Annotated in this window: 19 protein-coding genes; 14 read left to right on the plus strand and 5 right to left on the minus strand. The window is 71.1% G+C overall.

What is annotated here, in order from left to right; genetic code table 11:
- Positions 1–43: 43 nt before the first annotated feature.
- From AB0310_RS10840 to AB0310_RS10850, 3 genes are read right to left on the minus strand one after another with little or no spacing between them, the layout of a single operon-like run.
- Positions 44–1,066 carry a Gfo/Idh/MocA family protein gene (locus AB0310_RS10840; RefSeq protein ID WP_187662925.1) on the minus strand — a complete coding sequence of 341 codons (1,023 nt, stop codon included), beginning with the start codon at positions 1,064–1,066 and terminating at the stop codon, positions 44–46.
- A complete protein-coding gene (locus AB0310_RS10845; protein WP_366237226.1) occupies positions 1,063–2,082 on the minus strand; it encodes a Gfo/Idh/MocA family protein in 1,020 nt (339 codons plus the stop codon). The genes AB0310_RS10840 and AB0310_RS10845 overlap by 4 nt, the downstream gene beginning before the upstream one ends.
- Positions 2,079–3,248, minus strand: a complete 1,170-nt coding sequence (locus AB0310_RS10850) for an ROK family transcriptional regulator (protein WP_363445169.1) — start codon at positions 3,246–3,248, stop codon at positions 2,079–2,081. Before AB0310_RS10850 ends, AB0310_RS10845 begins: the two co-directional genes overlap by 4 nt.
- A gap of 186 nt (positions 3,249–3,434) precedes the next feature.
- On the opposite strand from AB0310_RS10850, the gene AB0310_RS10855 reads away from it, so the two are divergent.
- The 8 genes from AB0310_RS10855 (at position 3,435) to AB0310_RS10890 (ending at position 12,883) form a co-directional block, all read left to right on the plus strand.
- Positions 3,435–4,676, plus strand: a complete 1,242-nt coding sequence (locus AB0310_RS10855) for an ABC transporter substrate-binding protein (RefSeq protein WP_366237227.1) — start codon at positions 3,435–3,437, stop codon at positions 4,674–4,676.
- 67 nt (positions 4,677–4,743) lie between these two features.
- Positions 4,744–5,649 carry a carbohydrate ABC transporter permease gene (locus tag AB0310_RS10860; RefSeq protein ID WP_187662929.1) on the plus strand — a complete coding sequence of 302 codons (906 nt, stop codon included), beginning with the start codon at positions 4,744–4,746 and terminating at the stop codon, positions 5,647–5,649.
- The gene (locus AB0310_RS10865; RefSeq protein WP_366237228.1) at positions 5,646–6,551 is read left to right on the plus strand and encodes a carbohydrate ABC transporter permease; all 906 of its coding nucleotides are present in this window, start codon (positions 5,646–5,648) and stop codon (positions 6,549–6,551) included. The genes AB0310_RS10860 and AB0310_RS10865 overlap by 4 nt, the downstream gene beginning before the upstream one ends.
- Positions 6,552–6,572: 21 nt before the next feature.
- The gene (locus AB0310_RS10870; RefSeq protein ID WP_363445164.1) at positions 6,573–7,607 is read left to right on the plus strand and encodes an NAD-dependent epimerase/dehydratase family protein; all 1,035 of its coding nucleotides are present in this window, start codon (positions 6,573–6,575) and stop codon (positions 7,605–7,607) included.
- Positions 7,607–8,692: a dihydrodipicolinate synthase family protein gene (locus tag AB0310_RS10875; RefSeq protein WP_187662932.1), complete on the plus strand. Its 1,086-nt coding sequence runs from the start codon at positions 7,607–7,609 to the stop codon at positions 8,690–8,692. The genes AB0310_RS10870 and AB0310_RS10875 overlap by 1 nt, the downstream gene beginning before the upstream one ends.
- Positions 8,689–9,702 carry a hydroxyacid dehydrogenase gene (locus AB0310_RS10880; protein WP_366237229.1) on the plus strand — a complete coding sequence of 338 codons (1,014 nt, stop codon included), beginning with the start codon at positions 8,689–8,691 and terminating at the stop codon, positions 9,700–9,702. Before AB0310_RS10875 ends, AB0310_RS10880 begins: the two co-directional genes overlap by 4 nt.
- Positions 9,699–10,625: a GNAT family N-acetyltransferase gene (locus AB0310_RS10885; RefSeq protein WP_366237230.1), complete on the plus strand. Its 927-nt coding sequence runs from the start codon at positions 9,699–9,701 to the stop codon at positions 10,623–10,625. The genes AB0310_RS10880 and AB0310_RS10885 overlap by 4 nt, the downstream gene beginning before the upstream one ends.
- A 104-nt stretch (positions 10,626–10,729) precedes the next feature.
- The gene (locus AB0310_RS10890; RefSeq protein ID WP_366237231.1) at positions 10,730–12,883 is read left to right on the plus strand and encodes a putative phage tail protein; all 2,154 of its coding nucleotides are present in this window, start codon (positions 10,730–10,732) and stop codon (positions 12,881–12,883) included.
- A gap of 534 nt (positions 12,884–13,417) precedes the next feature.
- Here the strand turns inward: AB0310_RS10890 and AB0310_RS10895 are convergent.
- On the minus strand, positions 13,418–14,272 hold the full coding sequence (locus AB0310_RS10895) for an SDR family NAD(P)-dependent oxidoreductase (RefSeq protein ID WP_366237232.1): 855 nt from the start codon (positions 14,270–14,272) through the stop codon (positions 13,418–13,420).
- Entirely contained in the window at positions 14,269–14,919 is a 651-nt protein-coding gene (locus AB0310_RS10900; RefSeq protein ID WP_280565755.1) for a GntR family transcriptional regulator, read from the minus strand. Before AB0310_RS10900 ends, AB0310_RS10895 begins: the two co-directional genes overlap by 4 nt.
- 151 nt (positions 14,920–15,070) lie before the next feature.
- Between AB0310_RS10900 and AB0310_RS10905 the strand changes: the two genes are divergently transcribed.
- The 6 genes from AB0310_RS10905 (at position 15,071) to AB0310_RS10930 (ending at position 23,878) form a co-directional block, all read left to right on the plus strand.
- A complete protein-coding gene (locus tag AB0310_RS10905; RefSeq protein WP_366237233.1) occupies positions 15,071–16,432 on the plus strand; it encodes an MFS transporter in 1,362 nt (453 codons plus the stop codon).
- A 132-nt stretch (positions 16,433–16,564) separates the two neighbouring features.
- On the plus strand, positions 16,565–18,100 hold the full coding sequence (locus AB0310_RS10910; protein WP_366237234.1) for an ABC transporter substrate-binding protein: 1,536 nt from the start codon (positions 16,565–16,567) through the stop codon (positions 18,098–18,100).
- Between the two features lies 1 nt (position 18,101).
- On the plus strand, positions 18,102–19,064 hold the full coding sequence (locus AB0310_RS10915) for an ABC transporter permease (RefSeq protein ID WP_292794602.1): 963 nt from the start codon (positions 18,102–18,104) through the stop codon (positions 19,062–19,064).
- Positions 19,057–19,905, plus strand: a complete 849-nt coding sequence (locus AB0310_RS10920; protein WP_197971862.1) for an ABC transporter permease — start codon at positions 19,057–19,059, stop codon at positions 19,903–19,905. Before AB0310_RS10915 ends, AB0310_RS10920 begins: the two co-directional genes overlap by 8 nt.
- The gene (locus AB0310_RS10925; protein ID WP_366237235.1) at positions 19,902–21,665 is read left to right on the plus strand and encodes a dipeptide ABC transporter ATP-binding protein; all 1,764 of its coding nucleotides are present in this window, start codon (positions 19,902–19,904) and stop codon (positions 21,663–21,665) included. Before AB0310_RS10920 ends, AB0310_RS10925 begins: the two co-directional genes overlap by 4 nt.
- A complete protein-coding gene (locus AB0310_RS10930; protein ID WP_366237236.1) occupies positions 21,662–23,878 on the plus strand; it encodes a hydrogenase maturation protease in 2,217 nt (738 codons plus the stop codon). Before AB0310_RS10925 ends, AB0310_RS10930 begins: the two co-directional genes overlap by 4 nt.
- Positions 23,879–23,901: the final 23 nt, after the last annotated feature.

The following is a 23,901-nucleotide window of genomic DNA, read 5'->3' on the forward strand; positions in this document are numbered from 1 at the left end:
CGGGAGGGGCGTTTTCGATCCCGCACGTGCGCACGCCCCGGGGCTAGAGGGGGATGGGGGTGCCGGCGCGGGACGCGGACTCCTGGGCGGCCTTCACGATCTCGACGGTGCGGATGCCGACACCGGCGTCGGGCTGGGGCTGACGGCCCGCGCGGACGGCCTGCACGAACTCCTCGAGCAGCAGGGCGTCGAGGTCGGCCCCGACCGGGGTCCAGGTCTCTCCGTGGGCATCGTGCCCGGCCACGCCCTTCGCGAAGGGGCTCACGGTCACGGTCCCGCGCTCTGCCACGACCTCGAGGGTGAGGCCGCCCCAGGTCGCCGAGCTCATCGGCCAGCTCCACGAGCAGTCGATCGTGGCGACCACGCCGCTCGGATACTGGATCGTCACGAGGCCCCCCGTCTCGACCGCGAGGTCGCGCTCCCCGTGCAGGATGCTGTTCGACACCGCGCGGACGGTCTGCGCGCGCTCTCCCAGGAGCTCGTCGAGGAGATCGGCGCAGTGCACGACGTGGTCGACCAGGGCACCGCCGCCGGCGAGCTCGGGGTCAGTGAACCAGGCCCGGTCCTGCGGCAGCTTGCCGTTGTTGATGCCGGTGACGCCGAGGATCGCCCCGAGGCGTCCGCTGCGCAGCTCGGCGACCGCATCACGCACCGCGGGGGAGAAGCGCACCGGGTACGCCACCATGAGCAGCACGCCCGCCCGGTCGCAGGCGTCGCGCATCGCGATCGCGTCCTCGACGGTCGTCGCGAGCGGCTTCTCGCACAGCACGTGCACGCCGGCCGCGGCGGCCTGCTCGACGAGGGCGCGGTGACGGGAGTTCTCGGCGGCCACCACGACCGCGTCGGGGCCCCACGCGAAGGCGTCCTCGTAGGTCTCGACGTAGGCGACCCCGAGCTCCGCGGCCAGAGCGGCGCCGCGCGGAGCGTCGTCCGGGGCGGAGGCGCCGTCGGGGTCGGCGGCGATCAGCTCGACGTCGGGCATCTGCTGCAGCGCGTGCACGTAGCTGAGGGCGTGCGTGTGCGCGAAGGACAGCACGGCGATCCGCAGCGGGCGGGGAGCGGTCATCGGGTGGCCTCCTCGGCGACGGCGACGGCGGGGGACGAAGCGGGGAGGGCGACCGGGGCTCCGGAGGCGATCGAGGCGTAGGCGGCCTCGGCGACCGCGACCGCCCGGATCCCGTCCTCCGGGGTGACGGCGGCGTCGCGTCCCTCCGCGATGGCGGCCACGAAGTCGGCGATCTCCGCGTAGTACGGGCTCTCCTCCGGTGACATCGGCGGCAGGTAGTCGGTCGCACCCTCGACGAGCACGGCGTCGGTGCGCAGCGTGTGGTCCTCGGCGCTGTCGTAGCGCAGGCGCCCCTCGGAGCCGGCGACCTCGACGCTCGTGCGGAAGGGCATGCCGGGCTGCACCCAGCTCGCGTGCACGTGGCTGATGACCCCGTTGCGGTGAGTGAGCACGACGTGCGCCGTGACCGGGGCCGGCACACGGTCGTCGACCGTCGGCGGGTTCTGCACGGCGTAGACGCTGTCGACCGGGCCGGCGAACCACAGCGCCTGATCGATGTCGTGGATCATGAGGTCGCGGATGACGCCGCCCCCGGCGCGCTCCGAGAAGAACCACGGGGCCTGGGGCGCGGCGCCGAGGCGACGGAAGCGCTGCACGGCGGGGATGCCGATCGGCCCGGCGTCGATGCCGGCCTTGATGCGGGCGTACTCCCCCATGTACCGGACGACGTGCGCGGGGAACAGCCGCACTCCCGCGGCGGCTGCGGCGGCGGTCACCTCGGCGGCGGCCTCCGCGGTCGCGGCGAGCGGCTTCTCGCAGATCACGTCGAGCCCGCGGGCGATCGCGCGCAGGGCGAAGTCGGCGTGGGTGCTGCTGGGGGTGACGATGTCGACGACGTCGACCTTCTCGAGGAGCGCGTCGACGTCGGGCACGACCTCGAAGCCGTACTCGGCGGCGATCTCCTCGGCGCCCTCCTTCGAGGTGACGAAGCCCTGCACGCCGAGCGCCCGCCAGGCGTCGGCGTGCACGCGGGAGATCCCGCCCGCGCCGATGAGTCCGACCTTCAACGTGCTCACTGCTTCTCCTCGGGGTCGTCGCCGGCCGCGGGGTCGTGCGGCAGGGGGGTGATCGGTGGGGCGGGCATGTCCTCGATGCCGTAGATGTCGCCCGGATGCCGCTGGAACGCGTGCACGACGGCGCCGTGGGCGGCGGCTTCCGCTCCCAGCCGTGCCTCTGCGACGGGCACCTGGAACGGCAGTCCGAGGTGGCCGGGCAGAGCGGCGCGCAGGGGGTCGAGCAGCTGTTCGTGCGCGGCCGAGAGTCCGCCGCCGATCACGACCATGGCGGGGTCGACCGTCATGATCAGGGTCGCGATCCCGTGGGCGAGTTCATCGATGAAGCCGTCGAGCTCCTCCTGGGCGGCCTGCTCTCCGGTGCGCGCCAGGGCGAACACCTCGGCGGCCGTCGGGGCGGTGCGCCACGAGATCTGCCCGGTCTCGGTGTTCAGGCCACGGAACGCCAGGCGGCCGATGTCTCCCGCCGCGTTGTGGATGCCGCGTCGGGGACGGCCCCCGAGGATGAGGCCCATGGCGATGCGGTTGCCGACGGACAGGTAGATGACGTCGTCGACGAGCTGCGCGACGCCGAGGTGGTGCTCCGCGACGGCCGCGAGTCGCACGCCGTTGTCGACGGCCACGGGGCAGCCGAACGCCTGACGCAGCTGCGAGCCGATGTCGATGCCGGACCACTCCGGGATGACGACCGAGGTGGTGACCCGTCCGTCGTCGTCGACGATGCCGGGCAGGGAGACGCCGATCGCCCGCAGACCGGTCCGCGGCAGCGAGAGCGGGGCGAGAGTGCCGCGGACGTCGTCGATCACCGCGGCGAGCTTGGCCGGGCCGTCCGGCTGCTCCGCGACGCCGGGGAACGCCCGCTGGGCGATGACCACGCCCGCGAGATCCGCGACGACGACCCGCACGCTCGCAACCCCGATGTCCACGCCCACCACCACACCGGCCGTGGCGTGGAAGGAGTAGCGGCGGGCCGGGCGCCCCGCGCCGCCGCCGTTCTGCGCGGGAGCGTCGACGAGGAGTCCGGAGTCGGAGAGCACCGCCACGGCGTTCTCCACCGAGGTGCGAGAGACCTCGAGCGAGCGGGAGAGGTCGCTGACGGTCGCCGGCCCCGCGTCCCGCAGCCGGAGTGCGGACCGCGCCACGATCGAGAGCGGACTGGTCGCGCCCATCGGGTCCCTCCTTCGTCTCCGCCGTTGGTGCGATCAAATTAGCACACCCGATTCTCAGATCGGGGATTGTTGTTCACGGCCGAGAAACACGGCCGAAACAAGCCTCTGAGAACTTGTGCTTGACGAATTATCCAAAGCCAATGTCATAATGAACCGTACTCAGCACGGTTTACGCAAAGGAGCACCATGCGCGTCAGCAAGATCACCGGCGTCGTCGCGGGAGTCGCGGCCGCCACCCTGTTGGCCGGATGTTCGGCCGGCGGAGGCAACACCGCAGAGGGCGAGCAGGACATCACGGTCTGGCTCTACCCCGTCATCGCCGACGAGGCGATGCACAAGGACTTCTGGGGCTCGACCATCGAGGCGTTCGAGAAGGAGAACGAGAACGTCAACGTGAAGTACGAGATCTTCCCGTGGGCGAACCGCGACGAGGCCCTGCAGACCGCGATCGCCGCCGGCAAGGGACCGGACGTCGTCTACCTCATCCCCGACCAGCTCGCGGCGTACCAGAAGTCGATCGCGCCGCTGAACGACCTGCTCAGCGAGGAGCGCCAGGGCGACCTGCTCCCCAACGTCAAGGAGTCGGTCACGCTCGGCGGCGACATCCTCGGCGCCCCGATCCTCACCAGCGCGCAGCCCCTCATCTGCAACGCGGCCGCGTTCGAGGCCGCCGGCGTGACCGAGTACCCGGAGACCTGGGACGACATCGCCGAGATGGCCCCGGCCTTCGTCGACAAGGGCATGTACGCCCTCAACTACCCGGCGTCGGCCGAGAACACCCTCAACCTCACCTACTACCCGCTGCTCTGGCAGGCCGGCGGGGAGGTCTACACCGAGGACGGCGAGGTCGGCTTCGACAGCAAGGCCGGCGAAGAGGCGCTCACCTTCCTGACCGACCTGGCCGAGGAGGGCGCGCTCGACCCGGAGGCGCTCACGACCAACGTCCCGCTGGAGCAGACCGCCATCGCCCAGGGCAAGGTCGCCTGCACCTGGAACAACGCCGTGACCGAGGTCGCGCCGTTCTGGGGCGAGGAGAACGTCAAGGTCCTCGCGCCGCTGACCGATGAGGAGTCCGTCGCCTACGGCACCGTCGGCTCGCTGTCCGTGCTCAAGGGCTCGAAGGCCCCCGAGGCTGCAGCCGCGTTCGCCGAGTTCGCGACCGGTGCCGACGTCGTCGAGCCGTACCTCAAGGCCGCCGGGTTCTTCTCGGCCCTCAGCACGACCGAGCCGCTGTACGCCGACGACCCGCTCCTCGGCGAGGTCGAGAAGTACGTCCCCGACACCACGGTGGGCGAGCTCGACGCCAGCTCCCGTGCGCTCATGGGCGTGCTCTCGCCGGAGATCCAGGCCGCCCTGCTCGGCCAGAAGTCCCCGGCCGACGCCCTGAAGGACGCCGCGGCCGCCGCAGCCCCGCTGCTGCAGAAGTGACACCCCGGGGGCGTGCGGGTACCCGCCGCACGCCCCCTCTCTCCGCCCCCCACGTGAGGAATCGACAATGACGACGGCCACCACGGCGCCGAAGCCCGCAGGACGGGTCGCCCGGGTGCTCGCCCGACGGGAAGCGCGCGTCGCGTTCCTGTTCGTGCTCCCCGCCTTCCTGCTGTTCATCGCCTTCCGCTTCGGCCCGAGCATCGCGGGTGTGGCGCTGAGCTTCTTCGACTACGACATCTCCGGCGAGATCGCCTGGCGCGGCCTCGACCACTTCCAGCGCCTCGTCGCCGACCCGCTGTTCTGGCGGGCGCTGGGGACCACCCTCGTCTACACGGTCTTCGCGGTGCCGATCGCGCTCGTGCTGTCGACGATCATGGCCCTCGGCGTGCGACGGGCCTTCCGCGGGGCCCGGTTCTTCCGCTCGATCTTCTTCCTCCCCGTCATCACCTCGCTCGTGCTGGCCGGCTCGATCTTCGTCTGGATCTTCTCCGCCAACGGTCCGTGGTCCGCCCTGATGACCCCGCTCGGCCTCGGCGGCTCCTGGCTCGGCAGCACGGTGCTCGTGATCCCCGCGATCGTCGTCGTCGGCGTCTGGTCCCGGTTCGGCTACGGGATGATGATCCTCATCGCCGCCCTGCAGGACGTACCGCGCGAGCTGGAGGAGGCGGCGCTGGTCGACGGCGCGAACGCCTGGCAGCGCTTCCGGTGGATCATCCTCCCGCACCTGCGCCCGACGTTCTTCTTCCTCGCGGTGATCGAGACGACGGCCGCCTTCCAGGTCTTCGACGTCATCTACGTGATGACCCAGGGCGGCCCGGCGAACGCCAGCTACTCGCTCGTCTACATGCTCTACGACCAGGGCTTCCGCTACTTCGACTACGGCTACGCGGCCGCGGTGGGCGTGGCCCTGTTCATCATGACCCTCGTGGTCGCCCTCATCCAGCGCCTCGTGATCGGAAAGCAGAAATGACCGCCCTCCTGCAGCCGCCGACGCAGACGACGCCACCCGCGACGCGTCCCGCCGCGCGCAAGCGCCGCTCGTTCCGCGCGCTCGAGCCGACCGGCTGGGGCATCGCCGTCCGCTGGATCTGGCTGAGTCTCGCCGGCATCCTCAGCTTCTTCCCCTTCTATGCGATGGTCATGCTGAGCCTGAAGCCGGGCATGGTCGTCGAGCTGCCCGGCTCGCTGATCCCCTGGAACGACATCTCCTTCGAGGCGTACGAGCAGGTGCTCGGCGGACAGAACATCCTCGTCTGGCTCTTCAACACGCTCGTCTACTCGCTCGTGTCGGTCGTGGCGGTGCTGTTCCTCTCCGCGCTCGCCGGATACGCCTTCGCCAAGAAGCGCTTCCGTGGCAAGGAGGTCATGTTCTGGTCGTTCCTGGCGATGGTCATGGTGCCGTTCCACGTGACGCTGATCCCGACGTTCATCCTCATGGCGAACCTCGGCGGCATCGACACGTACTGGGGACTCATCCTGCCGACGCTCGCGAACGCGCAGGCCGTGTTCTTGATGCGCCAGTTCATCCAGGGCCTGCCGGACGAGCTGTTCGAGGCCGCCCGCATCGACGGCGCCGGCGAGTTCCGCATCTTCCTGCGGATCGTGCTGCCGCTGTGCAAGCCGATCCTCGCGACGCTCGGGATCTTCGTCTTCCTCTGGCACTGGAACGACTTCCTCTGGCCGCTCATCATCGCCAAGTCCAACTCGATGTTCACCCTCACCGTGGGCATCTCGTCGCTGCAGCAGCAGGATGTGCCGCTCAGCACCATGCTCGCCGGCTCCGTCGTGGCGCTGCTGCCGATCTTCCTCGCGTACCTCATCGCTCAGCGGTACGTGCAGGAGGGCGTCACCGGCACCGGGATCAAGGGCTGAGAAGAAGGGAACCGCACCACCATGACGCAGTACGCATTCGCCTCCGAGGCCGAGCTCGAGGAGGCGCTCGCCACCCCGAGCGACGGGCTCGTGGCCGACCTCGCGCAGGGCTCCGGAGACCTCGTGATCCTCGGCGCCGGCGGCAAGATGGGCCCGACCCTGGCGATGCTCGCCCGGCGCGGCCTGGACGCCGCCGGCCGCACCGACGACGCGGTGTACGCGGTCTCCCGCTTCGGCGACGCCGCCATCCGCGAGCGCCTGGAGGCCGCGGGGGTGCGCGTCGTGCCGTTCGACCTCATCGAGAACGACGACCTCTCCGGTCTCCCCGATGCCCCGAACGTGGTGTTCATGGTGGGCGCGAAGTTCGGCGCCGCGACCAACGCCTCCTGGGCCTGGGAGGTCAACGCGGCTCTGCCCGACCGCATCGCCCGCCGCTACCGCGACAGCGCGATCTCGGTGCTCTCCACCGGGAACGTGTACCCGTTCGTCCCCGCCTCCTCCGGCGGCGCCGCCGAGGAGACCACGCCCGCGCCGATCGGCGAGTACGCGCAGTCCTGCCTCGGACGGGAGCGCGTGTTCGAGTTCGGGGCGCAGGAGCGCGGCACCAAGGTCGCGATCATCCGCCTGAACTACGCCGTCGACCTCCGCTACGGGGTGCTCGCCGACATCGGCAGCGCCGTGCACGCGGGGGAGCCGGTCTCGGTCGCCACCGCCAACGTCAACGTGATCTGGCAGGGCTACGCGAACGAGGTCGTGCTGCGGAGCCTCGCGCACGCCTCCACCGACCCCTTCGTGATCAACCTCACGGGACCGGAGCTGCTCAGCGTCTCCTCGATCGCCCACCGTTTCGGCGCCCTGTTCGAGCGGGAGGTCGAGATCGTCGACGAGCCGATGCCGACCGCGCTGCTCAGCGACGCCCGGCGCTGCATGGCCCTGTTCGGCTACCCGTCCGTCTCCTCCGAGGAGCTCATCCGCATGCAGGCCGGCTGGATCCGCGACGGGCTGCCGATGATCGCCAAGCCCACCAAGTGGGCCGTCCGGGACGGGAAGTTCTGATGACCGACGCCGCTGCGCACACGGCGACCGTGCCGTCGCTGCGCCCTGAGGCCGCTGCGACCCTGGCCCGCGGCGCCGTGATCCCGGCCCATCCGCTCGCCCTCACCGCAGAGCGCACGCTCGACGAGCGGCGGCAGCGGGCGCTGTCCCGCTACTACCTCGACGCCGGGGCCGGCGGCCTCGCCGTCGGCGTGCACACGACGCAGTTCGAGATCCGCGACCCGGAGCACGCGCTCTTCGAGCCGGTGCTCGCGCTGGCCGCGGAGGAGATGGACGCCCGCGGCGACGCGACCCTCGTGCGCATCGCCGGAGTGGCGGGCGACACCGCGCAGGCGGTCGCCGAGGCGGAGCTCGCCCGCTCCCTCGGCTACGACGCCGTGCTGGTGAGTCCCCGCGTCGCGGGTGCGGACGAGCGTGCCCTGCTCGACCGCGCCCGCGCCGTCGGCGAGGTGCTGCCGCTGGTCGGCTTCTATCTGCAGACCGCGATCGGCGGGCCCGTGCTCGACCGCGAGTTCTGGCGGGAGTTCGCCGCGATCCCGTCCGTCGTCGCCGTGAAGGCGGCGCCCTTCGACCGTTATCGCACGCTGGAGCTCGTGCGCGGCGTGGCCGCCTCGGGACGCGCCGACGAGATCGCGCTGTACACCGGCAACGACGACGCGATCGTCGCCGACCTGCTCTCCGAGTTCCATGTCGACTCCCCGTCCGGGCGGCGCACCCTCCGGTTCGTCGGCGGGCTGCTGGGCCAGTGGGCCGTCGGCACGCATGCGGCCGTCGCGCTGCTGGAGCGTGTGCACCGAGCCCTCGCGGGAGACGCGGAGGCCTACCGGGAGGTGGGACGCCGTGCCTCGGACATGGTGGACGTGAATCAGGCCGTTTTCGATCCGGGCAACGACTTCCACGGGGTCATCGCCGGGGTGCACGAGATGCTCCGCCAGCAGGGCCTCCTCGAAGGCATCTGGTGCCTCGACCCGGCCGAGGGCCTCTCCCCGGGGCAGGCGGAGGAGATCGCCCGTGTCCGGCAGGCGTACCCGGAGCTCAACGACGACGCGTTCATCGCCGAGAACCTCGAGGCCTGGCTGCGATGACCGCGGGGACGGGCGCACCGACCGTGGTCGCGGTCGTCTCCGCCGAGCTGTTCGCGGAGTTCTTCTCGACGGACGATGCGGCCCGCCTGGAGACCATCGCGGCGCGGCTCGGGGGGTCGTTCGTGCGGGTGGACCGCCTCGCGGAGGCAGTGCTCGACGAGGCGCGCGTCGTGGTGACGAGCTGGGGCGTGGGTCCTTTCGACGACACCGTGCTCGCCACCCTCCCGAAGCTCGAGCTCATCGCGCACACCGGCGCCACGATCAAGCCCTTCGCCACCGACGCGCTGTTCGACCGTGGCGTGCGGGTGACGCAGGCCGGGGCGGGGATGGCCCGGTCGGTGGCGGAGGTGTCGCTGACGTTCACGCTCGCCCTGCTGCACCGGGTGCCGGAGATGCATGACGCCCTGCGCGTCGGCGACGGCTGGTGGGACGCGGAGGCCGTCGGGGTGCAGCAAGAGATCCTCGGGGCGCCCATCGCGGTCATCGGCGCCTCCCGGACCGGGCGGGCGTACCTCGAGCTGATCCGGGCGCTCGGCGCGCAGCCGCTGCTCGTCGACCCCACGCTCGACGCGGCCGAGGCGTCGTCCCTCGGGGCGGAGCTCGTGGGGCTCGACGCCGCGCTTCGCCGCGCGCAGATCGTCGCGGTGCACGCCCCGACGTTGCCGGAGACGCACCACCTGATCGGTGCGCGCGAACTCGCCCTGATGCCGGATGGCGCGGGCCTGGTGAACACGGCGCGCTCGTGGCTGGTCGACGAGGCCGCCCTGCTCGCCGAACTCCAGCGCGGTCGGTTGAGCGCCGCGATCGACGTGTTCGACGAGGAGCCGTTGCCCGTGGAGAGTCCCTTCCGCTCGGCCCCGCGGGTGCTGCTCACCCCGCACCGCGCGGCCGGGACCAGGCAGGGGCGGCTGCGACAGGGGCGGATCGTGGCGGACGAGCTCGACGCCTTCGCCGCGGGGCAGCCCCTCGGACACGCCGTCCACCGCGACCAGCTCTCCTCGATGGCATGAGCGCCGTGCTCGTGCGGTCGGCGCGCGCGGAGGATCAGTCCGCCCTCGCTGCACTGTGGGCGGCCGCCTTCACGCCGCCCCTCGCGCCGGACCAGTGGCTGGTGGACGACGAGCGGCTGGATCACACGATCGTCGCCGACGACGACGACGGCCTGTGCGGGTCGATCTACGGGCTGCCGAAGCGCCTGCGGGAGTCGGACGGCGGGGTGGCGCAGGTGCACGCGATCGGCAGCGTCGCGGTCGCCGAGCGGGCTCGCGGTCGGGGACTGGCCCGCCGGCTCGTGGCGGCCACCCTGGACGCGGCGGGTGACGCCGACTGGGCTCTGCTGTTCACCGGCACTCCCGAGGTGTACCGGTCGAGCGGCTTCGCGACCATCTCGATGCCCCGCACGATGGCCGGGCCGTGGGCGGCGTCGGCGACGGTCGCAGAGCCCATCTCGATCAGGCGCGAGTCCGTGGGACTCGGTGTCCTCGGCCCGGTGCGCGAGGTCTACGAGCGCTCCCGCACCGGTGCGGTCGTGCTCGCTCCGGTGCGCGGCGACCGCGACTGGACGATGGCGGAGGTGCGGCTACGGGGCGCGACGCTGTACCGGTTCGCCGAGGCGGAGACGACGGTCGGCTACGCGGTGGCGGAGGTGCGCGACGGCGTCGGGCTGCTGCACGAGAGCGCGACCGATCCCACCGTGGCCGATCCTGCCGCGGTGCGTCGCACCCTGCTGGACGCCGTGGCCGAGGACTGGGCCGCGGCGGGCGTCCGCACCTGCGAGCTGGCCGTCCCCGCGCTCGCCGCGGAGGAACGCGCCGTCCGCGCGTTCGCTCCGGCGGCCGTGCGGCAGGACGACCGCACCGGGATGATCCGGCCGCTGCGCCGCGAGGCCCGGGTGGACGGCATCCGCCACTTCACGGCGGGCGACTACTTCTGAGCACCCGCTCGGAGAGCGCTGGGGATCGGGGACTGATCGGTGACCGCGATCCGGCCGAGGGCCGGACGCCTGACCGCGGCGAGGACGCCGCAAGGAGGATGAGCATGACCCAGCTGGACACCACCACGGAGACCGCGGCGCTGCGCAGTCGACGCATGCTGCTCGCCGGTTTCGGCGCCGCCGCCCTCGGCGGGGTCGCGGCGATCGGCGCTCCCGCCGCCGCTCAGGCCGCAGGGCCCGCCGTGCCGCAGGAGTCGTCGGGCTCGAAGAACGTCGCCCACGGAGGCCTCGCCACCGCTCTCGCGACGCGCAAGGCCAAGGACGGCGACCTCGTGCGCACGAGCGGCTACGCGACCCCTGGCGACGGCGGCGACGGGCTCTACCGGTTCGTGAAGAAGGACGCCCCCGCGGCCAACGGCGGCACGGTGCTCGCGGGGCCGAAGGGCGGCGCCTGGGTGCTCGTGCACGACGGCACGGTCGACTTCCGGAAGTTCGGCATCATGGACGCCTCCGCGCCCGCCGACGACGCGCTCGACGCGATGGTGGGCGACGCCCGCGTGCGGCGCGTGGAGGCGCACACCGACCTCAACTTCGTCCGTCGTCATAAGTTCTCCCGGTCGAACATCGCCTTCGACTTCGGGCACCACCTGATGACGACCGAGGGTATCGAGAACGCCGGGAAGGACGACCCCTTCGCGGCCGTCATGTTCTTCCGCGGCGAGGTGACCGACGCAGTGCAGGAGGCGAAGCTCGGGGAGGACGTGCCCGACCTTGCCGACATCTTCCCCGTCGCCGACTCCTCGTTCTTCGCGGTCGGGGAGTGGTACGCCGCCGAGGTCAACGCGCTGTCTGGTCGCTGGGAGCGCGAGCTGCAGCGGCTGGTGCAGGTGACCCAGATCGTCGACGGTCGGCACATCCGCGTGAACTACAAGAACGGCTGGCCGCTCGGCAAGGACCGCACGATGACGTGGCGGCATGTGAAGCCGGTGCAGGACGTGACGGTGTCGAACCTCAAGTTCCTCGGCAAGGGGACGGACGAGTACACCGGGTCGCACCCGCTGGCCTTCGAGTACGCGGTGCGCTGCGACGTGGACCACATCGACGGCACGGCGACCTTCTGGCCGCTGATCCAGCGCCGGTGGAACACCTACTTCACCACGGAGAGCTGCACGCTGAAGAACCCGACCTCCGTCACGTGGGGTGGCGCCGGCTACCTGACGCAGCAGATCTACTGCCTGTACGGGTACGTCGCCAACTGCCACACCGCCAACGCCCGGCACCTCAACGACTTCACCGCCAGCGCCTACTGCCTCGTGGAGAACTGCCACGGCGACGGCGACGACCAGGGACCCTTCGTCACGCACGGCCAGTACGAGCACGACCTCACCTACACGGGCAACTCCGGACTCATGACGTTCGCGAACTCCGGCGCCGCGTGGGGATCGGCGGCCAAGCGCATCACCGTCCGCAAGCACGTGTGCTCGTGGTTCGTCGCGCGCGTGCGCATCACCGACCTGACGCTCGAGGACGTGCAGGTGATCGGCAAGCCGTCACTCGCCGGTTCCGGGATGCTGTGGATCAACGCGGACGGCGCGCAGCTGCGGGGCTGCACCGCGTCGGACACGCTCGTCATCACCCAGGCCTCCGACAACTCCGCACGCCCGACCGTGATCGCCGACTCGCACTTCACGTTCGTCGCTCCCGGCGAGCTCACCAATGCGACGGTGAAGACGCCGGTGACCTTCGTCGACACGGTGCTCGACCGCGTCGGCGGCATGAAGATCAACGGGCCGGGTGCAGTCACCTTCCGCGGCTCGACCCTCACCGCGGCGAACGATGCCGCCCCCATCGCCTCGGCGACGGGCAAGCTGCGCGTCGAGGGCTCCACGCTCCGGAACGCCCGCATCGCGGCAGCATCGAAGGACCGTCAGGTCGTCGAGATCGCGGGTTCCGAGGTGTCGGCGAAGGGCGGGACGACGGTGTCGCGGTCGGGCGCGGGCGAACTTCATCTGACGCTCTCCGACAGCACGTTCCGGGCGGAGGGGGCGACCACGCACGTCGCCGTGACGAGCGGCGCGACCCAGTACCGCGCGGTCGGCAACCGGTTCGAGGGCGGCGCCCTGGAGCTCCGCGACGACGCCTTCGGGGCCGGCTCGACACTGCTGCACACCGGCAACGTCGAAGCCGGTGTCACGGGCACGGCGTTCCCCGCCGAGGGTGATCGGGTCGTCGACACCGCCAACCTCGTCGTCGGCTGATCCCCGGGCACGACTTCGGAGCTGCGGCGCGACCCGCCGCCTCCCCGGCCCCGCCTACGGCGTGTCGCCGGGGGTCTCCGAAGTCGTGCCCGGGCGGCGCAGCGGTGGGGCTGCTTGTCGCCGGTGTGCTCACCACGGGTGCCACGGTGGCGGCAGCAGGCGGACCGGCGCCCCAGTCTGTCCAGGCCGTCTGGAAGCCGATTCCGGCCGATGGCTCCGGGGGCAAGCAGTCGCGTTGCGTCCTGCTGTCCGGATGCTTCGGCGGATGAGGGCCGCGATGAAGGGCCTGTTGGTCACGGTCGTTCTCGCGACGGGGGTGGTGGTCGCGGCAAGTGCCGCGCCGGCGCCCACCGTCGTCCAGGCCGACTGGAAGCGCACCATCATGGCAGGGTGAGTTGATCCCCCGGGCATAACTCCGGAGATGCGGCGCGACCCGCCGCCTCCCCGGCCCCGCCTACGGCGTGTCGCCGGGGTTCTCCGGAGTTGTGCCCGGGCGGCGCCGGGGGCTGTCCGGGTTCAGCGGGACTGACCTCCTCAGGCCTCGGACACACCCACGAGCTCGGCGCTGCGCTGCCAGAGGGCCTCGGCGAGAGCGGGATCGTTCACCTGCGGGTTCACGCGGGTGGTGAGGACCCGCTCGTCGTAGTACCGGCCGGAGATCCAGGTCTCGCCGGGCGTGCCCTCCAGGAACCAGCGCAGTGTCGCGCCGCCGCGGTCGCTGCCGATGAGGACGAGGCGGCGCAGCGGGGTGCGGTAGACGAGGCGCAGGATGCTCGACGACTCGGCGGCGAAGTTCGTCGCCACGGTGCCGGGGTGGAAGGCCACCGCGCTGAGCCCCTGCGCATGGAACTTCTCGTGCAGGCTCTTCGCCATCAGGACGTTGGCGAGCTTGGCGTCGCCGTAGGCCTTGTTCGGGGAGTATCGGCGGGTGTTGTCGAGATCGTCGACGTCGAGATGCCCGAAGAGGCGGTGGGCGACACTGGAGGTGTTCACGACCGCGCCGCGCGCGGCGAGGAGTTGCGGGAGCAGGAGGTTCGTCAGCAGGAACGGGGCGAGGTGGTTCACCTGCATGGTCTTCTCGTGCCCGTCGACGGTGGGGGTGCGGTCGCCGAAGATGCCGCCGGCGTTGTTGGCCAGCACGTCGATGCCCGCCGCGCCCACGGCGTCCGCGAGCTGCGCGGCGAGGGTGCGCACGTCGTCGAGGCGCGCGAAGTCGGCAGTGAACCACTCCGCGCCGGCCTCCTCCGCCACGGCCCGCATCTTGTCGGGTGAACGGCCCACGAGGAGCAGGCGGTGCGGGGATCCGGCGAGCTGGCGGGCGGCGGCGGCGCCGATCCCGTCCGAGGCTCCGGTGAGGACGATGGTGCGCGCGGCCACGGCGGCGCTCACTCGGCCGACGGAGTGATGCGGCGCACGGCCCTGGTCACGTGCTCGGCGATCACCGCGCGCGCCTGCTCCGGATCGCCGGTCGCGATGGCGTCGACGATCTGCTGGTGGCTGCGCACGTGCTCCTCCTGCTCGGCGGGGTCGAGGGCGGAGTTGGCCGCCTGGATGAACCCGGCGATCCGGCCGCGGAGCTGGGCGCTGAGCTCGTCGAGGAACCGGTGCTCGGCGAGGTCGGCCAGGGTCTCGTGGAAGAGGCGGTCCTGGCGCAGGACCTCGGCGACGTCGCCCGGCGCCGCATCCGCCATCGCCTGGATGATGGCCTCCAGCCGGGCCGCCGACTCGTCGTTCCAGCGTTCCTGCACCCGGATCGCCATGAACTGCTCCAGCACGATCCGCAGGCTCGAGATCTCCTCCAGGTCCTGCGCGCTGAGCTGGGCGACGCGGGCGCCGCGGCGGGGTTCGCGGGTGATGAGGCGCTCCTCGGCGAGCCGGGTCAGGGCCTCGCGCACGGGGATGTGGCTGACGCCGAGACGGTCGGCGAGCTTGCGCTCCACGAGGCGCTCGCCCGGGGCGAGCTCTCCGGAGTGGATCGCCGCCCGGAGCTCGTCCGTGACCTGCTCGGCGATGTTCTGATCCGACACGCTGCGCATCCGGGGCCCTTCTCGATCTCGCGCGGCCCGGTGCTCGTCGAGCGGGGCTCCTTCGCTCGGTCGATGCTATGGCATGAGGCCGGGACTGGACAGGATCCGCGCGGTGCTAGATGCTATAGCAAAACCTGAAACCGATGACGAAGGAGTTGTCATGTCCGGCAGAGAGACGCTCGCGCAGGCGCGCGCCGCGGAGGACGCGGTGGGAGCCGCCGCCATGAAGAAGGCGATCTGGAGGCTGGGTCCGTTCCTCGGACTGCTCTACCTCGTCGCCTACATCGACCGGAACAACGCGGGCTTCGCGAAGCTGGAGATGACCGCCGCCCTCCAGATCACTGAGGCTGCCTTCGGGTTCGCGGCGGGCATCTTCTTCATCGGCTACCTGCTGTTCGAGGTGCCGAGCAACCTGCTGCTGGAGAAGTTCGGCGCCCGCAAGTGGATCGCGCGCATCATGATCTCGTGGGGCATCGTCGCCGCGTTGACCGCCTTCGTGCAGGATGCGACGCAGTTCGCGATCGCGCGCTTCATCCTCGGCATCGCGGAGGCCGGGTTCTTCCCCGGCGTGCTGCTCTACCTCACGCTATGGTTCCCGCGGCAGTACCGCACGCAGGTGCTCGCCGTCTTCGTGCTCTCGAACCCGATCGCCAACGCGGTCGCCGCCCCGCTGTCCGGCTGGATGCTGGAGCTGCACGGGCTGTGGGGGCTCGAGGGCTGGCAGCTCGTCTTCCTGCTGCAGGGCGTCCCGGCCGTGCTGCTCGCGTTCGTCGTGTTCTTCTGGCTCCCCGACCGCCCCCAGGACGCGCGCTGGTTGAACCCCGCCGAGCAGCGCTGGATCACCGACATGCTCGCCGCCGAGACCCAGGCGACCGAGCAGCGGCACGGACGTCTTCGTCTCGGCGAGGTCTTCCGCAACGGGCGCCTCTGGACGCTCATCGTGCTCTTCTTTGGTGTCGTGTTCGGTGCCTACGGCCTGGGGATGTGGCTGCCGACCATCGTGAAGAGCATGGGCGACTTCTCGAACTCGACCACCGGGTGGCTCGTGGCGCTGCCGAACCTGTGCGCCGCCCTCGTGATGCTGCCGTGGGAGCGCGCCGCCCGGAAGCAGGGCAACATCCCGCTGCAGATCGGCATCACGCTCAGCATCACCGCCCTGTCGCTCATCGCGGCGGTCGCGGCGCAGGGCACACCGGTGCTCGCGCTCGCGGCGCTGTGCGTCGGGATGTCGGCGCTCTTCTCGACCACCCCGCTGTTCTGGAGCCTGCCGCCCATGGTGCTCACCGGCACGGCGGCCGCGGCCGGCCTCGCCTTCATCAACTCGGTCGGCAACCTCGCCGGCTTCGCGGGACCCTACGCGATCGGCTGGATCAGCGAGACCACGGGGTCGGCGGTGTGGGGCCTGCTCCTCATCTCGGGGCTCACGCTGCTCGGGGCGACGATCGCCTTCGTGCTCAGCCGCCGCACGGACTTCACGACGGCGCCCGACCTCGCCGTCGAGGCGTCCACCGCCCGGCGATGACCGGGTCGGGTCGGCGGTCGTGACGAGAACGTGACCCCGCCGGCCCGGTTCGCTCTAGACGCCTCTCCGCTTTTGCTACATGCTATAGCGCAACCCCCTTACCCGAAGCACCACCCGACCTTGGAGGCACCCATGTCGCGTCGTCGTGTTCGGCTCGGCGGAGCAGCAGTGCTGCTGACCGCCGCGCTCATCACCGCTGGTTGCAGCACCTCATCCACCCCCGACGGCCAGGCGCAGGAGGGCGGCACGCTCACCGTCGCCGCCGCGCAGGGCATCCCGCAGCTCAATCCCGCCATCCGTACGTTCGCGTGGGAGGAGGTGCTGTTCCCGCTGCTGTGGAACGGCCTCACCACGACCGACGAGTCCGGCGAGGTCGTCGGCGATCTCGCCGAGAGCTGGGAGACCTCCGATGACCAGAAGACCTGGACGTTCACCCTCCGCGACGGCGTGACGTTCTCGAACGGTGAGGACTTCACCGCCGACGACGCCGTGGCCGCCTTCGACTACTACCTCGACCCGGAGACGGCGACGCAGGAGAAGAACAAGATCTCGATGGTCACCGACGTCGCCGCGCCGGACGAGAAGACCGTCGTGGTGACGCTGTCCGAGCCCATCGCGACCTTCCCCGCGGGCATCGTCTGGGTGAAGATGATCGACGTCGACGCGCTCGACACGATCGACAAGGAGCCCATCGGCACCGGTCCGTACGTCGTGGACGCCTTCACGCCGGACGACAGCCTCACCCTCGTCCCCAACCCGGAGTACTTCGGCGAGGCGCCGGCGCTCGACGAGATCACGATCGTGAAGGCCGCCGAGTCCACCGCCGCCGTCACCGGCCTCCGCTCCGGCGACATCGACGTGCTGTGGTCGGTGCCCCAGGGTGACGTGGCGGGGCTGGAGGGCGGCGACATCGCCCTGGTGAAGCCCGAGAACCCCAGCCAATGGCCCTCGTGGGAGATCGACACGACGTCGCCGCCGTTCGACGACGTGCGCGCCCGGCAGGCCCTCGCCTACGCGATCGACCGCGAGGCCATCCTCGACGCCGCCTACTACGGCCAGGGCACGGTCTCGCCGACGAACAACGCGCTCGGCGAGGTGAACCCGTGGTTCGGGGGCGAGCTGACCGACTACTCCTACGACCTGGACAAGGCGAAGGAGCTGTTCGCCGAGGCCGGGGTGACCGAGGGCAGCACGCTCACCTGGTGGGGCGTGGCCGGACAGTACCCCGAGTGGAACACGAGCGGCGAGATCCTGCAGGCGAGCCTGAAGGAGATCGGCATCACGCTGAAGATCGACAACAACGACATCGGCACCTGGGTCGACGCGTTCTACCCCGCGGGCAAGAGCTATCCCGGGTACATCGTGCCGAACTTCCAGTCCACCCCGCCCGAGCCGGCCTATTCGCTGAACTTCTACCTGGAGGGGCGGTGCGAGTGCAACTGGGTCGACCCCGACTTCCAGACGGCGTTCGCCGACGCCGTCGCCGAGCCGGACGAGACCGCGCGGGCCGAGAAGTGGGGCACGGTGCAGACCATCATCAACGAGCAGGTGCCGCTCATCGTGCCGCTGCAGTCGACGGTCGTCACCGCCGCCAGCACGGCGGTCGACGGTGTGTGGGTCGAGGGCGGCGGACAGCTGCACCTCGAGGGCGCGCAGCTGAAGGGCTGACGTGGTCCTCTCCGTCCTCCGGCGGGTGGCGATCAGCATCGCGATGCTGATCGCCACCTCGCTCCTCGTCTTCGTCGTGCTCCGGCTGCTGCCGGGCGACCCCGTCATCACCCGCCTCGGCTCGACGCCGGGCGTGGATGCCGAGACCATCGCCCGGCTCCGGGAGGAGGCCGGCCTCGACGCCCCCGTCATCGAGCAGTACCTGCGGTGGATCGGCGGCGTCTTCACGGGCGACTTCGGCCAGTCCTACTTCAACCAGTACTCGGTGACGGAGCTCATCGCGCAGCGCCTGCCCGCGACGCTGGAGCTCACGCTCATCGGGGTGCTGCTGGCCGTGCTCATCGCCACCCCGGCTGCCGTGTTCGCCTCACTGCGTCCGCTCGGCCTGGTCGACAGGGTGCTCACCGCGATCTCGACCGCGGGCATGGCCCTTCCGCAGTTCCTCATCGGCATCGTGCTCATCGTCGTGTTCGCCGTGCAGCTCAAGGTGCTGCCGGCCCGCGGCTACACGCCGTTCGCGGAGGACCCAGCCGAGAACCTCGTGCGCATGATCCTCCCCGGCCTCACCCTCGCCTTCGCGGCGGCGCCGCTGCTCATGCGCTTCCTCCGGGCCTCGATGGTCGAGGTGCTGGACGCCCCCTACATCCGCACCGCGAAGGGCAAGGGACAGTCGGCGAGTGGCGTCGTGCTCGGCCACGCGCTCCGCAACGCCCTGATCCCCGGACTCACCATGCTCGGCCTGATCGTCGGCTACACCCTGGGCGGCGTGGTGATCGTGGAGTACGTGTTCGGCGTCCCCGGACTCGGCTCGCTCGCGATCGACGCGGTCTTCAAGCGGGACTACGCGGTGCTGCAGTCGGTCGTGCTGCTGATCTCCGCGATGTTCATCCTCACCACGCTCATCGTCGACCTCCTCTACGGGGTGCTCGATCCGCGTCTTCGTGCAAGGAGCAGCCGTGGCTGACACCCTCACCCTCGCGCTGCGCTCCGCGCGCCCCCGTCGGCGGTTCGCCGTCGCCTCCTGGATCCCGCTGGGGCTGCTGGCGATCATCGTCCTCGCCTGCGTGCTCGCCCCGCTCCTGGCCCCGTACGACCCCGCGGCCCAGTCGTCCGACCGGTTCGCCGGTCCCTCGGCCGCGCACCTCTTCGGGACCGACGAGCTGGGCCGCGACCTCTTCAGCCGCGTGCTCTACGGCGGCCAGCTCACCGTGTTCATCGCCGGGGGCGCGACGCTCGTGGCCATGGTCCTCGGGATCGCCTGGGGTATGGCGGCGGCGTTCGGACGCGGCTGGGTCGATGAGATCCTCATGCGTCTCGCCGACACGGTCATGGCGATCCCGCAGATCCTGTTCGCGCTCGTCTTCATCTCCGCGTTCGGCGCCGACCCCGTCAAGCTCGCCGTCATCATCGGGGTGCTCCTCACGCCGACCACCGCGCGGCTCGTGCGGTCGTCGGTGCTCAGCGAACTGCAGGAGGACTACTTCACGGCCGCTGTGGCGTTCGGCTCGACCCGGCGCCGTCTGCTCTTCGCCGAGGTGCTGCCGAACGCCAAGGGGCCGATCGTCGTGCAGGCGGCCATCAACGCCGCCAACGCGATCCTCCTGGAGGCGTCGATGAGCTTCGTCGGGCTCGGCATCGCGCCGCCCGAGGCCACCTGGGGCACGCTCGTGCAGCAGGGCTACCAGAAGATGTACCAGTCCATCGGGTACGTGCTGTTCCCCGCCCTGTTCATCTTCGTCACCATCTGGCTGCTCAACGTGCTCGCCGACCAGTTCGGCGGCGATCGGAAGGGGAGGGGCCGATGACCGACCTCACGCCCGTCCTGCAGGTGCAGGATCTCACCGTCTCCTACGGCGACGTCATGCCCGTCCAGGGCATCACGTTCGCGGTGCGGCCCGGTGAGCGCATCGGCCTCGTCGGCGAATCCGGCTCCGGCAAGTCGCTCACGGCGCTGTCGATCATGCGGCTGAACGACGGGGCGACCCTCGGCGGCAGCATCCGGCTGCGCGACCGCGAACTGCTCACGCTGAGCCCGCGGGAGATGACCCGCGTGCGCGGAGGCGAGATCGCGATGGTCTACCAGGACCCGATGTCATCGCTGAACCCGGTCCGCACGATCGGGCACCAGCTCGTGGAGGCGATCCGGCTGCACGACCGGGTCTCGGCAGCGGCCGCCCGCGCGCGGGCCGTCGAGCTGCTGACCGAGGTCGGGGTGTCGCTGCCCGAGGAGCGTCTGGGCCAGTACCCGCACGAGTTCTCCGGCGGGATGCGGCAGCGCGTCATGATCGCGATGGCCATGTCCTCCCGGCCCGCCGTGCTCATCGCGGACGAGCCGACCACGGCCCTCGACGTGACGACCCAGTCCCGGATCATCGACCTCCTCGACCGGCTCGCGGAGGACCACGGGACCGCGGTCGTGCTCATCACGCACGACCTCGGCGTCGCCGCCGGGTTCTGCGAGCGCATCCACGTGATGCGGCACGGGCGCGTGGTCGAGGAGGGGCCGGTCGACCGCATCTACACGGCCCCGGAGCATCCGTACACGCAGGCGCTGCTCGGCGCGGTCGTCGACCTCACGGTGGACGTGCAGCAGCCCATCCGCACCGCCGCGGAGGTGCTCGAACGCGGGACGGAGCCGCTCGCCGAGGCCGGGTCGATCAGCGCCGTGGATCGGGCGCGGGAGTCCGGCGACGTGCTGGTGGACGTGCAGGGCGTCTCGAAGGTGTTCACGCTCGGCTCCGGGCGCCGGGTGACCGCGGTCGACGACGTGTCGTTCCAGATCCGGCGCGGCGAGACGGTCGGGCTCGTCGGCGAGTCGGGCTCCGGCAAGTCGACCGTGTCGAAGGCCGTGCTCGCGCTCGGCGGCATCGACGGAGGCACGGTCGTCTTCGACGGGCAGCGCCCGCACGACCTCCGCGGCGAGGAGCTGCGGCGGCTGCGCAAGCGCATGCAGATGGTGTTCCAGGACCCGTTCTCGGCCCTGAACCGGCGGCAGACCGTCGCGCAGATCATCGAGGCGCCGCTGCGCGCCCACGGCATCGGCACCCGGGCCTCCCGCGCCGAGAAGGTGCGCGAGACCATGCACCGCGTGCGTCTGGACGAGGAGTTCGCGCACCGGCTGCCGCGCTCGATGTCCGGCGGGCAGTGCCAGCGCGTGTCCATCGCCCGGTCGCTCGTGCTCGAGCCGGAGTTCCTCGTGCTCGACGAATCGGTGTCGGCGCTCGACGTGTCGATCCAGGCGCAGGTTCTCAATCTGCTGCGGGAGCTGCAGGCGGAGCTCGGCCTCACCTACCTCTTCATCAGCCACGACCTGGCGGTGATCCGGTACATGTCCTCGACGGTCGCCGTGATGCAGCAGGGCCGCATCGTCGAGATCGGGGCGCGCGACGCGCTCTTCGCGAACCCGCAGCACGAGTACACGCGCGGGCTCATGGCGGCGATCCCCATCGCCGACCCGGTCCTCGAGCGCCGACGGCGCGCGGAGGCCGCGGCGCTCTGGCAGGCCCAGGGCGGGCAGACGGGCGCGGTCCCTGCCGCGCTCGCAGGACGAGGAGGACGACGATGACCACCATGGATCAGGAGACGGGGCCCTCGACGGACGCCGCGGGCGCCGGCGCGGCGGTGCGGTCGACCGGCCGCCGCGCGCTCATGGCCGGGCTCGGCGCGGTCGCGCTCGGCACGGCGGGCGTTCTCGCGAGCACCGCACCGGCGCAGGCCGCGCCGGTCGCCGCCGGCGCCAAGGACGTCACGCGAGCGGAGTCCGTCGCCGACCTGGCCCGTCTCCGCGCCCGCGACGGCGAGGTGGCGGTCGTCGCCGGGTACCGGAAGCCCGGCGACGCCGGACTGCTCGTGTACGTGGGCAGCGAGAACGCGAAGACCAAGGTCAACGGCGGCACCGTGATCGCGGGGAAGCACGACACCCGCTGGGTCCTGCAGCACGACGGCACCGTCGACTTCCGGGTCTTCGGCATCACGGGACCGGAGAAGCCGGCCGACGATGCGCTCGCGGCGATGGTGAACGATCCCCGCATCCGCCGGATCGAGGCGAGCACCGACCTCCTGTTCCGGCGCCGGCATCGCTTCACCCGGTCGTACGTCGAGATCGACTTCGGCGGACACGTCATCACGACGGACGGCATCGAGAAGAACACCCACGACAACCCGTTCGGCGCCGTGATGTTCTTCACCGGAGTGCCGAAGGACGTCACGGTCGAGCACGCGCTGGCCGAGGCCTGGCCGGAGTTGACCGACGCGGTCGCCGTGCCGGACGCGTCCCGGTTCCCCGTGGACTCGTGGTGGGCGGTGCAGTGCGACCCCGTCGCCGGAGGAGGGGCGGATGAGCGCGAGCTGCAACGGTTCGTGCAGGTGACGCAGCAGATCGACGGCACCCACATCCGCATCGATTACCTCAACGGCTGGCCGCTCGACACGGGGCGGAAGCTCATCTGGCGGCAGATGGCACCGGTCGCGGGCGTGCGGATCGCGAACATGCGGTTCCTCGGGGCCGGTCCCTTCGACGGTCCCACCGATGGCTCCTTCCCCGACTCTCGCGAGCTCACCGGCTCCCACCCCATCGCGTTCGACTACGCGATCCACTGCGACGTCGCCGACGTGCACGCGAGCCGCACCTGGTGGCCCGTGATCATGCGGCGCTGGAACACGCACTTCACGACGGAGCGCTGCTCGGTCGAGAACCCGCCGACCGTGTTCTACGGCGGTGCGGGGTACCTGACGCAGCAGATCTACAGCCTCTACGGCCGGGTGAGCGACTGCACGTCGTCGAACGCCCGGCACCTGAACGACCTCACCGCCAGCGCCTACTGCCTCGTCGAGAACTGTCATGGCGACGGCGACGACCAGGGCGGCAATCCCTTCACCACGCACGGCCAGTACGAGCACGACCTCACCTTCATCGGCAACTCGGGGCTGATGGACATCGCCAACTCCGGCGCGCAGTGGGGCACGGCCGCCAAGCGCATCACGGTGCGCGATCACGTCTGCTCCTGGTTCGTCGCCGGGACGAAGATCAGCGATCTGACGCTGGAGAACGTACGCGTGATCGGCCGCTCGACCTTCGATCCGCAGGCGACCATGACCATCAACGCCGACGGTGCGCAGGTGCGAGGGTGCACCGCGGGACTTCTGGCGATCGGACAGCGGTCGCAGCGCTCATCGCGGCCGACCGTCATCCAGGACTCCACCTTTGCGCTGCCCAAGGATCAGGTGCTCGTGCAGACCCCGGTCACGGCTCCCGTCCGCTTCGTGGACTGCACGATCACCGGGATCGACGGGGTCAAGGCGCGCGGGTCTGGGCCGGTCGAGTTCGTGGACTGTCGTCTCAGCGGCCCGGCGGCCGGCGCCCCGTTCGAGGTCGGCGCATCGAAGGTGACGATCCGCGGCGGATCCGTGCGCGACGTGCGCCTGACCGCGACAGCGGTGCGGGATCAGCTCATCGCTCTGGACGGGGTCGAGCTGTCCACGGAGCGCGCGGACGGGGCTCTGCTCAGCAGGGCCGCAGGCGCCGGCGTCGTCACCTGGCGAGTGAGCGGGGTGACCTCGACGGTGCCGAAGGGCGTTGCCCACCTCGACATCGGCGCGGGCGTCAATCACGCCCGCGTCACCGGCAGCCAGTTCGTCGGCGGACGACTGCGGCTGGCGAACGGTTTCGCCGAGCCGTCGACGCTGCTCTACAGCGACACCGTCGAGCGCGGCGTCGAGACCGCACTGCCGGAGGCCGGACCGCGCGTCGTCATCGCCGACGTGCTGACGAGCGCGTGACGGACGGCATCATGGACATCAGG

It is taken from the genome of Microbacterium meiriae (assembly GCF_040702565.1).
In the GTDB taxonomy this organism is placed as follows: domain Bacteria; phylum Actinomycetota; class Actinomycetes; order Actinomycetales; family Microbacteriaceae; genus Microbacterium; species Microbacterium meiriae.